Genomic DNA, 14,874 nt, shown 5'->3' on the forward strand with positions numbered 1-14,874 from the left:
CGGCATAACAGCAACAATATGCTTTGCCTTGGCTGGGTTTAACAGATATGTTTCCTTCCTTTGCAGCGACTGGTGGAGCTAGCCGATATACTTTGTGTAATTTCTTCCTCAGGGTCAAAGTATGTATCTCTTTAATAATGGTCGTGGTCTGGTTCTGTCGGTAGCAATTATGTGCTGTTCTTTTCAAGTCAGTGCCGATAGTCTGGCTTCGTCGGCTTCCAGTGCCAGCTCCGCGTCCAGCGGCAGCGTGTCCGATTCCCTCAGCAGTTCCAGCAATAGTTCGGGCGGCAACCAGCGCAAGGTGGCCGATGGCCATTACCGCATCATCGATATCGCCGCCACGCCCGGTCAGGCGGGTCGCACCCGTCTGACGCTGCAGGGCGAACAGGCGCAGCAGCAGGTGGTGCTGGATCTGCCGCAGCCTACCTTTGCTGCCCAGCAGCTGGGGCAGGGCGATAGCATGTATGCGCAGAACCGCGTGTACGGCATCGAGTTCGGCCGCGCCGATACGCACCAGCCCTTCTATCTGGTGCTGGCCGATGCGTGGTATGGCGAACTGGCTAGCCGCCCAGTGACGCTCTGATGTACTGGCGTGCAGCGGCGCTGCTGCTGGCGCTGGCAGTAGCGCCGCCCGCGCACAGCATGGCCCCAGCGCCGCAAGCCGCAGCGGCGGCAATGCCGGAACAGGCCGCTGTAGCAGGGCTGCCCCCTGCGGCCGCTGCCCGCACCGGCTCCGGCTCCGGTTCCAGCTCCAGCTCAGGCCCCAGCTCAGGCCCCAGCTCAGGCCCCAGCTCAGGCCCCAGCTCAGGCCCCAGCTTAGGCGCCGGCTCTGGTTCAGGTTCCGGCTCGGGCCGCTTTTGCGACCGCACGCTAGCCCTGACGGCGGCCCAGCAGGACCGCCTGCTGCGCTTTGCCGCCGTGTTGCGCGAAGAGCTGGCGCTCGAGGATGGCATCGTATTGCTCAGCCGCTCGGGGCTGGACCTGTCGCGCTTCGCGATCCGCTATTCCCATGCGGCGCTGGGCTGGCGCTCGGAGCAGGGCGTGTGGTCGGCACGCCAGCTGTATTACGCCTGCGATGAAGGCCGTCCGCGCATCTTCGATCAGGGACTGGCCGGCTTCGTGCTGGGCACGGACGATGCTGCGCTTGGTTATGTGTCGCTGGTGCGGCTGCCGGCCGAGGCCAGCGCCACGCTGCGCACGGCGCTGCTGGATGGCACGCGCGTGCAGCAATTGCTGGCCGCACGCTATAGCGCCAATGCCTATATCTACAGCCTGCGCTATCAGAACTGCAATCAGTGGGTGATGGAAATGCTGGCCGCAGGCTGGGGCGGGCTGGCTGAAGGCGAGGACTTGCGGGCGCGCGCGCAGGCATGGCTGGCGCAGGCGGCCTATGCGCCGCAGCCGGTAGAAGTGGGCTCGCGCTGGCTGATGCTGGCTTCCTGGTTCGTGCCACTTGTGCATCTGGATGATCATCCGGATGCGGCGCGCGATGCCATGCGTTTGCAGGTCAGCCTGCCGGCGACGGTAGAACAGTTTGTGCAGCAGCGTTTTCCGGGCAGTAGCCGGGTGGAGCTGTGCCACGATGAACACCAGATCGTGGTGCATCGTGGCTGGTCGCCCGTCGCCGCCGGTTGTGTGGCGGGACCGGACGACCGCGTGATACCGCTGGCCGACTAGGGCCGAATGCGGCGGGAGGGGCGCACCGGCAGCCTGGCCGGCATGCCCCTGCCATCAGGCGATTTCGGATACCAGATGTTCGCGCGAGCGGCGGACTTTTTTCAGATTGACCAGCCAGTCGCCGTCGTCGGCGCGGTAGCCCAGCGGCAGGATCACTACCGAGCGCAGGCCGCGCTCTTTCAGGCCCAGAATTTCGTCGACGGCAGCCGGGTCGAAACCTTCCATCGGCGTGGCATCGACCTGCTCTTCGGCAGCCGCTACCAGCGCGACGCCCAGCGCGATGTAGGCCTGACGGGCGGCGGCGTCGAAGTTGGCCTTGTCGCCACGGGCGGCAACGATGCCTTTCAGCTGTTTGCGATAGGCTTCCCAGCCTTCGTTGATGAAGCCGCGCTGCTCGTTGGTCAGATCGAACATCATGTCGATGCGCGCTTCGGTGATGTTATCCCATGCGGCAAAGACCAGCAGGTGGGAAGCTTCCGTCACCTGGGCCTGATTCCAGGCCACGGTCTGGATCTGGGCGCGTTTTTCCGGATTGGTCACGAGCAGTACTTCAAAGGGCTGCAGGCCGCTCGAAGTGGGGGCCAGACGGATGGCTTCGAGGATGCGCTCGACCTTGTCGGCGGCGACCTTTTTGGAAGCGTCGTATTTTTTGGTGGCGTAGCGCCAGTTCAGTTTGTCAATCAGCGTCATGGGTGGTGTTCCTGTGTATATGTTATCAGTCAGAGCAGAACCCGCTCATTAGCGGGCTCTAGCATAAGACGTTAACATAAATTCTCAGGACGCGCTGAGTGCTCCCCGGTTTTGCGCCGGGTCGTGGTTCAGCCCAGCTTCAGGCCTTCCAGCGGGAAGCCCTTGATGAACTCGGCGGCTGGCAAGCGTTTGCCGCCCGGCTTCTGCAGCGAAGTCAGGCGCAGCGTACCCGTGCCGCAGGCCACCACGATGCCGTGCTGGGCATCGGCCGCGAGGATCTGGCCCGGCTCGGCCTTGCTGCTGGCGGGCAGCGCTTCCGCACCCCACAGCTTGATGTGCACGCCATTGACGCTGGCATGGGCGCCGGGGAAGGGATTGAAGGCGCGGATCTTGCGGTCGAGTTCGGTGGCGGACAGGCTGAAGTCCAGCGCCGCTTCTTCCTTGCTGATCTTGGCGGCGTAGTTGACGCCCGCTTCCGGCTGCGGCACGGCTTCCAGCTGGCCATGCTGGAGCTGGCGCAAGGCTTGCACTATCAGCTGGCCGCCCATGGCTGCCAGCTTGTCATGCAGCGTGCCGGTGCTGTCCTGCGCCGTGATGGGCAGGCTTTCGACCAGCAGCATGGGGCCCGTATCGAGGCCTTCTTCCATCTGCATGATGGTGATGCCGGTTTCCTTGTCTCCCGCTTCGATGGCGCGGTGGATAGGTGCAGCGCCGCGCCAGCGCGGCAGCAGCGAACCGTGGATGTTCAGGCAGGGCTTGATGTCCAGCGTGCTGCACGGCAGGATCAGGCCATAGGCCGCTACCACCATCACATCGTAGGGCGTGGACAGCAGGCGCTGGTGCGCTGCTTTGGCCTGTTCGGCGCGCACCGGATCAGGGCTGTCCATGCGCAGCGACAGCGGCTGCAGCACTTCCATGCCGTGTGCCACGGCGTACTGCTTGACGGCAGACGGCTGCAGATGCATGCCGCGCCCGGCCGGGCGGTCGGGCTGGGTCAGCACCAGCGGAATTTCAAAACCGGCCTCGTGCAGAGCTTGCAGGGCCACGGCGGCAAATTCCGGCGTGCCGGCGAAAATCACTTTCATGCGGGATTCCTGATCGGTAGCGTAAGACGGGCAGCCGCTTAGAAGCGGCGGCCTTGCGCGCGCAGCTGGGCCGCACGTTCCATGCCGCGTTCTTCTTTCAGCAGCTTGGTCTTGATGCGGTTGCGCTTGAGTGGCGACAGGTATTCGACAAATACCTTACCTTTCAGGTGATCCATTTCGTGCTGGATGCAGACGGCCAGCAGCCCATCGGCTTCCAGTTCGAAGGCCTGGCCTTTGGCGTCCAGCGCGCGCACCTTGACACGGGCCGGGCGCTCCACGCCGTCGTAAATGCCGGGCACGGACAGACAGCCCTCGTCATACACTTCGCGTTCTTCGCTGGCCCAGAGGATTTCCGGATTGATGAATACTTGCAGTGCATCCTTGGTTTCGGTCGTGTCGATCACCACTACCTGTTCATGCACGTCCACCTGCGACGCAGCCAGACCCACGCCCGGTGCGTCGTACATGGTTTCGGCCATGTCGGCCACGAGTTTTTCCAGCCGCTCGTCGAACACGGTCACAGGCTGGGCCACCTTGTGCAGGCGGGGATCGGGATAACGCAGAATATTCAGGATAGCCATAAGGGGTACGGAACTCTCGATGTAATACGACGGCTGTCGTAGTTGATAACTATGTGGTTGCCTTGATAACGCGGGCTGCAGTGGCTGCACATCGCACTATGTTTATTGACCCGAAATGCAACACAGAGACACAGTGGTTTCGCTTGCTAGTTCAGGGTTTTGTGGGCAGAATTTGATTCAATTTGGCAACTTCAGCGACCTGCATGGTGTAACGGCAGGGTACTGTTTGCGGTGTGTGCCTGAGGCATGATCTGCATGGCTAGCGGGCACACTTACTGGATCCAACTATGAAAAATTTTAGCACAGTCGGCCCCCGCTTAGCACGGACACGCGCGTGGACAGGTCTGGCGGCCGCGCTGGCGCTGGGCAGCATCACCCTGCTGGCGGCCAGCGCTCACGCGGCGCCAGCTGCTTGCAGCTTCCGTGCCGATGCGCCGGACCAGCATAAAGTCGTCAAGGGCGATACCCTGTGGGATATCGCCGGCCGCTTCCTCGACCAGCCGTGGTGCTGGCCTACCGTGTGGGGCATGAACCGCGAGGAAATCGCCAACCCGCACTGGATCTATCCGGGCCAGATCATCTGGTTCGACCGTGCGGCCGGGCGCTTGCGGCTGGGCCAGCCGCTGGCCGTCAGCACGGACGATGGTAGCGGCGTGGTCAGCCAGCGTCTGCAGCCGCAGGCGCGCGTGCTGGGTGTGGGGCAGGATGCCATCAGCAGCATTCCCGCCCATGTGATCGAACCCTTCCTGACCCAGCCGCTGATTATCGAAAACGACGAATTGACGGGCGCACCGCGCATCGTCGCCACGCCGGATAACCATGTGTTCATTGGCAAGGACGACAAGGCCTATGTGCGCGGCACGCTGAACGGTGGCCCGACCTTCCAGGCTTTCCGTCCCGGCAAGCCGCTGAAAGATCCGCAGACGGGGCAGGTGATCGCCTACGAAGCCTTCTATCTGGGCACGCTGAGCCTGCAGGCGGAGGCGCCGCCCGGCAGCGATGTGCATACCTTCATCGTGCAGAACGCCAAGGAAGAAATGGGCAAGGGCGACCAGCTGCGGCCGCTGCCACCCATGCCCATGCAGAACTTCGTGCCCCATGCACCGGCCCAGCCCGTTGCTGCGCGGGTGCTGGCCATTTACGGCGGCGTTTCCCATGCCGGACAGAATCAGGTGGTCAGCATTAATCGCGGCCAGCTTGACGGACTCGATATCGGCGCCGTGCTGCAGCTTTACCATACAGGCAGGACTGTGAACGACGAGACGGCGCCGAAAAGCTGGCTGGGCTTGCGTACGCAGCAGGTCAAGTTGCCGGACGAGAAAGTGGGCAACCTGTTTATTTTCCGCGTGTTCAAGCATGTGTCGTATGGCCTGATCATGCAGGTGTCGGCGCCGGTGGAGGTGGGCGACTACGCCAAATCACCCGAGTGAGGTGTGCCGTGCCAGCCACGGATATCCAGTTTGAAGCTTTACAGCCGGTCAGTGCACAAGCGCTGGCCGGCTGTCTGCGTTTACAGCAGGTGGCCGGCGTGGGCCTGCTGACGGCGCACCGCCTGCTGCAGCGCTACGGCAGTTTTCAAGCGCTGTTCGAAACTGATTACGCTGCGTTGCTGGGCTGTCTGCGGCCGGCCCAGGCCAGCGCCGTGCTGGCACCGCCGGCACCCGCACTGGCCGCGCTGGTCGAGGCGACCTTACGCTGGCAGGAGCAGGGCGGCCACGCGCTGCTGGCGTACGGGGCGCCCGGCTATCCGCCGCTGCTGGCCCGCCTGCCCGCGCCGCCGCTGCTGTTATATGTGCAGGGCCGGCGCGAACTGCTGGCGTGCACGGCGCTGGCCATCGTCGGCTCACGCAATGCCAGTCAGCAGGGCAAGCTGACGGCCCAGCGCATGGCGCACGCGCTGTCCGACGCGGGCCTGACCATCGTTTCCGGGCTGGCGCAGGGCATCGACGGCGCCGCCCATGCCGGCGGGCTGGCGGGGCAGGGCAGCACGGTGGCATTCATCGGCACGGGGCCGGACCGCATCTATCCGGCCGCAAATGCAGCGCTGGCACGCCGTATTGCGGTCGAAGGCTGTGTGGTCAGCGAGTTCGCGCTGGGTACGCCGCCCTTGCGTGACAACTTCCCTTGCCGTAACCGCCTGATCAGCGGGCTGGCGGCCGGCGTGCTGGTGGTGGAAGCGGCGGCCAAGTCCGGCTCGCTGATCACGGCACGGCTGGCCGTGCATCAGGGCAAGGAGCTGTATGCCATGCCCGGCTCCATCCACGCCACGCTGGCCAAGGGGTGTCATCAGCTGATCCGGCGCGATGGCGCCAAGCTGGTCGAGAGTGCTGACGATATTCTGGTCGATCTGGGGTTGCTGGAAAGGGCCGGTGCCGGCTATACCCAGCCCGATGATGCTTTCGTCGATACGCTGCTGCAGGCGCTGGGCCAGCAGTGCGCCACGGCTGACGGGCTGTCCCAGCAGCTGAATCAGCCGGTGGCCGAGCTGCAGGGGCAGCTGCTGGCGCTGGAGCTGGCCGGGCTGGTCGAGCGCCTGCCGGGCGGGCAGTTCCAGCGCGTGTGGCAGTAGCTCCGGCGCGTGCGGGCAGGCAAGCAGGCGAGCAGGCGAGCAGGCAGACAGGCAACGCTGCCTTCGCGCTGCTGTGCAGGACAAAGCCGGGGCGAGACTTGTCGGCGCGCAGCCTTAGCTGATAGAGTAGAGCCATGTTCGATATCCTTGTCTACCTCTACGAAACCTACTACCGTCCGGACGCCTGCCCGGAGCCGGTGGCGCTGGCCAAGAAACTTTCGGCCATAGGCTTTGATGACGTGGAAATTTCCGAAGCACTGGTGTGGCTGGGCGACCTCACGGCCATGGCCGGGGTGGAACAGTCGCTGACGGCGGCCTCGACCGGCACCCGCTTCTACGTGGACGAGGAGCACGATGCGCTGGGCAGCCAGGCCATAGGCTTCATCCAGTTCCTCGAATCGGCCAAAGTACTGTCGCCGCTGCAGCGTGAAATCGTGATCGAACGGGCGTTGTCGCTGGGTGAGACGCCGATTGCGCTGGTCAAACTCAAGGTGATCGTGCTGATGTTGCTCTGGAGTCAAGGTAAAGAGCCAGATGCCCTGATGTTCGACGATCTGTTCGCTTCAGACGAAGATCAAGCCCCGCGCTTGCTGCACTAAACTTGCAGTTTTGAAAATGTTGCGCGCCACACCGGTACGCAAGCCGCTTGCAGTGCTGCCTGCAAGGCGCTTATTATTGGCGCTTTGACTAGTCACTTTGACAATTTTCGTCGTGTCGTTCTTGCCTTCAGGCGCGCAAACGTGCAGACTGCGCGGCGAGCCATGTATGATGCGCATGCTGCACCGACCCCAAAAGTGTTAAAAACGAGATACAGAATATGACAAAAACCCTCATCATCGCCGAGAAGCCATCTGTCGCGAACGACATCGCGAAGACGCTGGGCGGCTTTACCAAGCACGATGAGTACTTTGAATCCGACGAGTTCGTGCTGTCCTCCGCCGTCGGTCACCTGCTGGAAATTGCCGTTCCGGAAGAACATGATGTGAAGCGTGGCAAATGGAGTTTTGCCCACCTGCCCATGATTCCGCCGTATTTCGCGCTCAACCCTATCGCCAAGACGGAAGCACGGCTCAAGGTACTGAACAAGCTGATCAAGCGTAAAGATGTCACCACCCTCATCAACGCATGTGACGCGGGCCGCGAAGGGGAGCTGATTTTCCGCCTGATCGCGCAGAACGCCAAGGCCAAGCAGCCGGTCAAGCGGCTGTGGCTGCAGTCGATGACGCCGGGCGCCATCCGCGAAGGCTTTGCCCATCTGCGCAGCGATGAAGACATGATGCCGCTGGCCGATGCCGCACGCTGCCGCTCGGAAGCGGACTGGCTGATCGGCATTAACGGCACGCGAGCCATGACGGCGTTTAACTCGAAAGAGGGCGGTTTCTACCTGACCACGGTAGGCCGGGTGCAGACCCCGACGCTGTCCATCGTGGTCGAGCGGGAAGAGAAGATCAAGAAATTCGTGCCGCGCGACTTCTGGGAAGTGCGCGCCGAGTTCGTCTGCGCTGCCGGCGTGTACGAAGGCCGCTGGCTGGACACCAAATTCAAGAAGGACGAGAACGATCCGGAAAAACGCGCCGAGCGTCTGTGGAGCAAGACGGCCGCCGATACCATTGCGCTGGCCGTACGCGGCAAGCAGGGCAAGGTCACGGAAGAAGCCAAGCCGACCACCTCGATGGCGCCGGCCCTGTTCGATCTGACCAGCTTGCAGCGCGAAGCCAACTCGCGCTTCGGCTTCTCGGCCAAGAACACGCTGGGTCTGGCACAGGCCCTGTATGAAAAGCACAAAGTGCTGACCTACCCGCGTACTGATTCGCGCCATTTGCCGGAAGACTATATGCCGACGGTGAATCAGGCGCTGGAAGTGGTCAAGGAAAATCCTAACTACCACCAGTTCGCCAAGCAGATACTGGACAAGGGCTGGGTCAAGCCGAACAAGCGGATCTTCGATAACACCAAGATTTCCGATCACTTTGCGATCATCCCGACCACCATCGCGCCGAAGAATCTGTCCGAACCGGAACAGAAGCTGTACGACCTCGTGGTGCGCCGCTTCATGGCCGTGTTCTTCCCTGCGGCCGAGTTTCAGGTCACCACGCGCTACACGGAGGTGGCGGGCCATCAGTTCAAGACTGAAGGCAAGGTGATGACCAATCCGGGCTGGCTGGCCATCTACGGCAAGGAAGCCGATAGCAAGGACGGCGCTGCCGACGGCGAAGCCAAAGGCAATCTGGTGCCGGTCGCCAAAGGCGAATCGGTACTGACGGATCAGGTTCATGCCAACGGTCTGGTGACCAAACCGCCAGCACGCTACACGGAAGCGACGCTGCTGTCGGCCATGGAAGGCGCGGGCAAGCTGGTGGAAGACGACGAACTGCGCGACGCCATGGCCGGTAAAGGTCTGGGCACGCCAGCCACGCGTGCGGCCACCATCGAAGGCCTGCTGACGGAACGCTATCTGCTGCGCGAAGGGCGCGAGCTGATGCCAACCGCCAAAGCGTTCCAGCTGATGACCCTGCTGCGCGGTCTGGGAGTGAACGAACTGACGGCGCCGGAGCTGACGGGCGAGTGGGAATACAAGCTGTCGCAGATGGAGAAGGGCAAAATTTCGCGTGACGAATTCATGCGCGAAATCGCCCAGATGGCGCAAGTCATCGTCAAGCGTGCCAAGGAGTACGACAACGACACCATCCCCGGCGACTACCATACGCTGCACACGCCATGCCCGAATTGCGGCAGCGTGGTGAAGGAAAACTATCGCCGCTTCGCCTGCACCAAGTGCGATTTCTCGATGAGCAAAACGCCGGGCAGCCGCCAGTTCGAAATCGCGGAAGTGGAACAGCTGCTGAAAGACCGTACCATCGGTCCGCTGCAGGGCTTCCGCTCCAAGATGGGCCGTCCGTTTGCGGCCATCCTGCGCATCGTGCGCGACGAAGACATCAGCAACTTCAAGCTGGAGTTCGACTTCGGCCAGAACGATGATGCCGAGGATAGCGAGCCGGTCGACTTCACGGGCCAGACGCCGCTGGGTAGCTGCCCGAAATGCCAGGGCGGCGTGTATGAAATGGGGCTGGCCTATGTGTGCGAAAACACCATGGCCAAACCCAAGACTTGCGACTTCCGTAGTGGCCGCATCATTCTGCAGCAGGAAATCCTGCCCGAGCAGATGGCCAAGCTGCTCAACGATGGCAAGACGGATCTGCTGCCGGGCTTTGTCTCGCAGCGCACCCGCCGTCCGTTCAAGGCTTTCCTGACCCGTGGCAAAGACGGCAAGATCAGCTTCGAGTTCGAAGAGCGCAAAGCCAAGGCGCCGGCCAAAGGCAAGGCTGCTGCTGCGGCGGCCGATCAGGCGGTAGAGGGCACAGACGAGGGCGCAGCGGCACCGGCCAAAAAGCCGGCTGCCAAGAAAGCCGCGCCCGCCAAGACAGCTGCAGCGAAGAAGCCTGCTGCCAAGAAAGCGCCGGCCAAGAAAGCCACAAGCAAGAAAGCCGCTGCCGAGTAAGCCGGCGCGCTAGTGCTGGCAGACGGCAGGCACAAAAAAACGGAACCCGCGGGTTCCGTTTTTTTATGGGCACTGACCGGTGCTAGCCGCGTCAGAGCGGCAGCAGTTCGACGTTGATCATATTGTCGCGCGGCTTGCGGTCGATCAGCTTGTTGTCGGGATCGATGCCGGCCTTGGCCGGACGGCCGTTGACGATCACCGTGTACAGATTATCCTTGTGGGTAATCAGCTTGCGTTCGCGGTACAGGCTGTTGCCGTCCTTGTCGTCTATGCCCACTTCTATCCAGTCGCGCAGCAGCATGTCCATTTCGGCACCCTGTTCGCTGGCGCGCACCTTGGCCGCACTGACGCTGAAGGCCACTTCGTAGCGTCCGTCCGGCAGGCGGCGTGCGCTGGCCGAGATGGCATGGTTCTCGTACAGCACGATATGGTTGAACACATCGTCGATCAGGTAGGCATAGTCGGGCGGGGTGATCTTGCGCAGTGCTTCCACCAGCACCGTCACCGAAGGATAGGGGCCGGCGCGGTGGTGGTATTCGGCCAGCATCTCTTTCAGCGCCGCGTTGATGCGCGTCTCGCCTATGGCCTCCTGCAGCTGGTACATGGCCAGACTGCCTTTGCGGTACTGGATGTAGTTCTGGTTTTCATTATCGGCCAGCGGCAATTCCTTTTTGCGCTCGATGGCACGGCCCATCAGATACTGCTCGAGGTCGTAGCGCAGGAAGCGCCGCATGCGCTCGGGCCCGACGTTTTTCTTCATCACCATCAGGGCCGAATACTCGGCCAGCGTTTCGCTCAGCACGGTAGCGCCACGGGTGTTGCCGCCCACTAGCTGATGGCCCCACCACTGGTGCGCCACTTCGTGCGCGGTGACGTAGAACGGGTAGTCGACGTCTTTGGGGTTGCGGTCATTCACCTTGGCGATGAAGCCTAGCGCTTCCGAATAGGCGATGGTGGTGGGCAGCGATTGCGCATAGCTGGCGTAGCGGGGGAACTCGACGATGCGTACCAGCTTGTTCTGGTAGGGGCCGAAGTTGCGCGTGTAGTAGTCCAGCGCTTCCTTGATGCCCTTGTTCATGCGCTCAAGGTTGTAGCTGTGGCCGGGGTGGTAGTAGAGCTCGATGCTGACATCCTGCCACCAGTCGCGCTTGACCTGATAGCGCGCCGACTGGAAGGCGTACAGATTGAGGATGGGTTGCTCCATCCTGTAGTGGTAGTAGTGGCGCTGCTTGCTGCTCCATTGCTTGAGCAGCGTGCCCGGTGCGATGGCGATCTGGTCGGCGCTGGTGCTGACGGTGGCATCGAAGCTGATCCAGTCGGCATCATTGCTGACGTTGTTGTTGGCGAGGCCGGCGGCATCGTCGCGCGGCGGCAGCTGGTCGCGCGCCGGCAGGCCGTGTTTCTTGCGATCGCCTGCGTCCTGCAATTCCAGCGCGCTCTGGTAGCCGATGTGCGGCAGCACCTGATTGCTGAAGAAGGTGCCGTTGGCGATCACGGGGGTTTCCTCGCCCAGCCCCAGTATGCCTTGCGGCCGGTAGGCCAGATCGAAATCCATGGCCAGCTTGTCGCCCGGTGCCAGCGGCGTGACCAGTTTGTAGCTGTAGAAGCCCAGCACGGTGTCGCGCAGGCCGGGGCGGGTGGCCTGACTGAAGCGCACGGTATAGCTGGTGGCCTTGTGGTCCTGATACACGATCACGTCGGTGACGGGCTGGCTGCCCTTATTCTGCAGCAGGTAGCGGCCTTTGACGGTCAGTGCGCGCTGGGCCGGCTCGATCGCCACGTCCAGTTTGACGTCGGTGATGCGGGCCTGCGGCAGCGCCAGATACTGGCGGTACTGGCGTTCGTAGCTGGCACGGTCGGCATCCTTCTGGTAGGCCGATTCGTAGCGGTTGGCCACGTGGGTGTTGTAGTACAGCAGGCCGCCCGTGCCGCCGAATACCAGCAGGCCCAGTGCGAAGCCGGCCAGTACCGGCGGCGTCAGGCCGTGGCGCGCCAGTTGCAAACGCTGCGCCCAGCTATGCGGTGTGCCGCGCGACCAGAACAGCAGGGACAGCAGCACCAGCACGATTGCGGCGCCGCTCCAGTACAGCAGGAACCAGTTTTCGCGCGCCAGGTAGTGGCCGTAGCCATTCATGGCCGAGTAGATGAAGCTGGGCATATTGCCGAAGATGAGCATGGGATCATCGATGCCCAGCGAGCTGCTGGCAATGCTGATGATGTAGTACACGATCATGGCGAAGTAGGCCACGTAGCGCTGGTTGATCAGCACCTGCAGGGCGATGGCCAGCACGGCATGCAGGGCATAGCCGGGCAGCAGCACGAGGAACAGGTGGTGCGCATACAGGCCCGGTTCGAGCAGGAAATAGCCCTGCGCGATCTGGATGCTCATGCCGCATAACATCACCACCAGCATCAGCAGGGCCTGCAGGCCGATCAGGGCCAGCAGCTTGGAGAACAGGGGTAGCCAGTTGGGGATGGGGAGCGCATCGAACATCTGGCTGACGTGTGCCTCGCGCTCGCGCCAGACCAGCTCACCGGCATAGAACGTGGTGATGATGAACATGAACAGGGCGAAAGTCTCGCTGATCGCTTCCAGCACCAGATAGGTGACGGGGTAGGTGGCGGTGCCGTACAGCGAGCCCAGTTCCAGCGAGTTGGCATACATCATCAGCACGCCGGCCAGCACGATGACGAGGAAGTAGATGTTCTTGGTGCTTTCGCGCAAATTCATCCAGCTCATCTTGGCCAGCAGCAGGGTCAGGCTGCGGCTGGCGAAGTCGGGTGCCTGGCGGGTTTGCTCGGCCGTGCTGCTGAGCGGGCGGGCTTCTTCGCCTTCGCTGCGGGCGCGGCCCGTATCGAGGCTGGCGATGAAGTGGAAGCGCCAGTAGCCGGCCAGCAGGCCGACGATGGCGAAGGATGCCCACATCAGGCGGTTCACCAGATACACGCCTTCCGGCCAGAACATGCGGGTATTGCGTTCGATGATGGGCCAGTATTCCGTCACGCGGCCCACGGCCATAGTGCCGAACGGGTCGATCAGGGCGGCCAGGGTCTTGTAGTCGAGGTCGCGCGCCAGACCGGGCGCCACCAGATAGGCTACCAGCATCACCACGCTGGAAATATACACCGGCAGCATGCGCCGGCTCAGCGCGGCCAGCATGAAAAAGACGGCGCCGAAGATCAGGATATTCGGCAGCACGACCAGCAGATAGGGTATCAGATAGGCCAGCAGGCTGGGCTCGGCCAGCTTGTCGGGATCGATGCCGGGCAGATAGCGGCCCAGCCAGGCACCGAGCATGATGCTGGTGAAAATGATGGCCAGCGTCAGATAGGCGCCGAGGAAGCGGCCGAACATATACTGGGCTTTGCTGATGGGCGCACTGAAGAAGAAGTGCTGCATGTCGTATTCGAAATCCTGCTGCACCGAGCGGCCCATCATGGCGGCAATCACCACCACGCCGAACGAGCCCAGATAGCTGGCTGTCAGCATCAGCGAGCGGGGCGAATCGATCATCACGCCGCCGAAGCTGACATTGGCCTGTTTCAGCGCGCCGCCGGCCGCCGCCATCCACAGCAGGGCAAGGGCGAAGAACCCGGCGAAATACACCCAGGTGGAGAGCAGCTTGAGGCGCTGGCGCGCTTCAAAAGAGGCGATGGCGAACATGATCTATCCTCAGCTGCACTGGCTGTCGGCCTGATGGCGGCCGGAAATGGTGGCGAAATACACGTCTTCCAGATCGCCCAGAGTTTCTTCGAAGCCGTCGCCCGGATCGTTCTCGCTGTACACGTGGATCAGCGTGCGGCCCGACAGCAGGCGCGAGGAAATCACCGGGTGGCGCAGCTGGAAGGAAGGCAGGTCGCGCTTGTCGATGAAGCGGGCCCAGATCTTGTCGCTGACTTCATGGATCAGCTGCTGGGTGGGGCCGCACAGCAGCAGATGGCCTTTGTTGATGATGGCCATGTTGGCGCACAGGTCGGCCACATCGCTGACGATGTGGGTGGACAGGATCACCGTCTTGTCTTCGCCGATATCGGACAGCAGGTTGTGGAAGCGCACCCGTTCCTGCGGGTCGAGGCCGGCCGTCGGTTCATCGACGATGATCAGCTTGGGATCGCCGAGCAGGGCCTGGGCGATGCCGAAGCGCTGGCGCATGCCGCCCGAGAAGCCGCCCAGACGCTGGTGCCGCACTTCGAACAGATTGGTCTGCTGCAGCAGGCCGTCCACCACTTCGCGCCGGCGCGCACGGCCGGACAGGCCTTTCAGCTCGGCCAGATGGTCGAGCAGTTCGTAGGCCGTGACTTTCGGGTACAGGCCGAAGTCCTGCGGCAGATAGCCGAGCAGGCGGCGCACGGCATCTTTTTCATCAAGTACATCAATATCGTCGAGGAAGACGGAGCCGGAATCGCATTCCTGCAGGGTGGCGAGGGTGCGCATCAGCGTCGACTTGCCGGCGCCGTTGGGGCCGAGCAAGCCGAACATCCCGGTCGGGATGGTCAGCGAAATATTGTCCAGAGCCACAACGCCATTGGCATAGGTCTTGGACAGGTTGCTGATACGTAATTCCATACTAACTCCTGTGGCGGGCATGGCCCTATTTCTACGTAGCTATACACTTTACATAGATGGCATTGTATTGAACTTGTGCAGGACATGGGCGCGGATTGCGATAGTCGGCATAAAGATTGCGCCAAGATGCAAAAAAGCCCTACTGGACGGCAAGCGAATATGTGCACTGGGGAAATACCCACACTGTGCTGCAGTTTCGTACGGTT

At 62.4% G+C, this 14,874-nt stretch carries 11 protein-coding genes; 6 read left to right on the top strand and 5 right to left on the bottom strand.

Annotated features, from left to right (window positions below; all coding sequences use genetic code 11):
* The first annotated feature begins 121 nt into the window (after window positions 1-121).
* Both GTP23_RS17405 and GTP23_RS17410 read left to right on the top strand, forming a co-directional pair.
* Complete coding sequence (locus GTP23_RS17405; protein ID WP_371866942.1) at window positions 122-583, top strand: hypothetical protein; 462 nt, start codon at window positions 122-124, stop codon at window positions 581-583.
* Entirely contained in the window at window positions 583-1,677 is a 1,095-nt protein-coding gene (locus GTP23_RS17410; protein ID WP_229256152.1) for a DUF2145 domain-containing protein, read from the top strand. The genes GTP23_RS17405 and GTP23_RS17410 overlap by 1 nt, the downstream gene beginning before the upstream one ends.
* A 54-nt stretch (window positions 1,678-1,731) precedes the next feature.
* Here GTP23_RS17410 and GTP23_RS17415 read toward each other — a convergent pair whose 3' ends face one another.
* The 3 genes from GTP23_RS17415 to def all read right to left on the bottom strand — a co-directional run bounded on the left by GTP23_RS17415 (window position 1,732) and on the right by def (window position 4,033).
* Window positions 1,732-2,367 carry an NAD(P)H-dependent oxidoreductase gene (locus GTP23_RS17415; RefSeq protein WP_161036307.1) on the bottom strand — a complete coding sequence of 212 codons (636 nt, stop codon included), beginning with the start codon at window positions 2,365-2,367 and terminating at the stop codon, window positions 1,732-1,734.
* 128 nt (window positions 2,368-2,495) lie between these two features.
* On the bottom strand, window positions 2,496-3,452 hold the full coding sequence (gene fmt / locus GTP23_RS17420; RefSeq protein WP_161036308.1) for a methionyl-tRNA formyltransferase: 957 nt from the start codon (window positions 3,450-3,452) through the stop codon (window positions 2,496-2,498).
* Between the two features lie 38 nt (window positions 3,453-3,490).
* Window positions 3,491-4,033, bottom strand: coding sequence for a peptide deformylase (def, locus tag GTP23_RS17425; protein ID WP_161036309.1), 543 nt, complete (start codon window positions 4,031-4,033; stop codon window positions 3,491-3,493).
* A gap of 287 nt (window positions 4,034-4,320) precedes the next feature.
* Here def and GTP23_RS17430 point away from each other — a divergent pair, with 287 nt between their 5' ends.
* The 4 genes from GTP23_RS17430 (at window position 4,321) to GTP23_RS17445 (ending at window position 10,101) form a co-directional block, all read left to right on the top strand.
* A complete protein-coding gene (locus GTP23_RS17430) occupies window positions 4,321-5,463 on the top strand; it encodes a LysM peptidoglycan-binding domain-containing protein (protein WP_161036310.1) in 1,143 nt (380 codons plus the stop codon).
* Window positions 5,464-5,471: 8 nt separating this feature from the next.
* Window positions 5,472-6,602 carry a DNA-processing protein DprA gene (dprA, locus tag GTP23_RS17435; RefSeq protein WP_371866943.1) on the top strand — a complete coding sequence of 377 codons (1,131 nt, stop codon included), beginning with the start codon at window positions 5,472-5,474 and terminating at the stop codon, window positions 6,600-6,602.
* A 134-nt stretch (window positions 6,603-6,736) separates the two neighbouring features.
* Window positions 6,737-7,201: a Smg family protein gene (locus tag GTP23_RS17440; protein WP_161036311.1), complete on the top strand. Its 465-nt coding sequence runs from the start codon at window positions 6,737-6,739 to the stop codon at window positions 7,199-7,201.
* A gap of 218 nt (window positions 7,202-7,419) precedes the next feature.
* Window positions 7,420-10,101, top strand: coding sequence for a DNA topoisomerase III (locus GTP23_RS17445; RefSeq protein ID WP_161036312.1), 2,682 nt, complete (start codon window positions 7,420-7,422; stop codon window positions 10,099-10,101).
* A gap of 91 nt (window positions 10,102-10,192) precedes the next feature.
* Here GTP23_RS17445 and GTP23_RS17450 read toward each other — a convergent pair whose 3' ends face one another.
* Both GTP23_RS17450 and GTP23_RS17455 read right to left on the bottom strand, forming a co-directional pair.
* Window positions 10,193-13,765: an ABC transporter permease/M1 family aminopeptidase gene (locus GTP23_RS17450; protein ID WP_161036313.1), complete on the bottom strand. Its 3,573-nt coding sequence runs from the start codon at window positions 13,763-13,765 to the stop codon at window positions 10,193-10,195.
* Between the two features lie 9 nt (window positions 13,766-13,774).
* Complete coding sequence (locus GTP23_RS17455; RefSeq protein WP_161036314.1) at window positions 13,775-14,668, bottom strand: ABC transporter ATP-binding protein; 894 nt, start codon at window positions 14,666-14,668, stop codon at window positions 13,775-13,777.
* Window positions 14,669-14,874: the final 206 nt, after the last annotated feature.

Origin of the sequence: Duganella fentianensis, from assembly GCF_009857835.1 — a bacterium.
GTDB classification, from domain to species: domain Bacteria; phylum Pseudomonadota; class Gammaproteobacteria; order Burkholderiales; family Burkholderiaceae_D; genus Rugamonas; species Rugamonas fentianensis.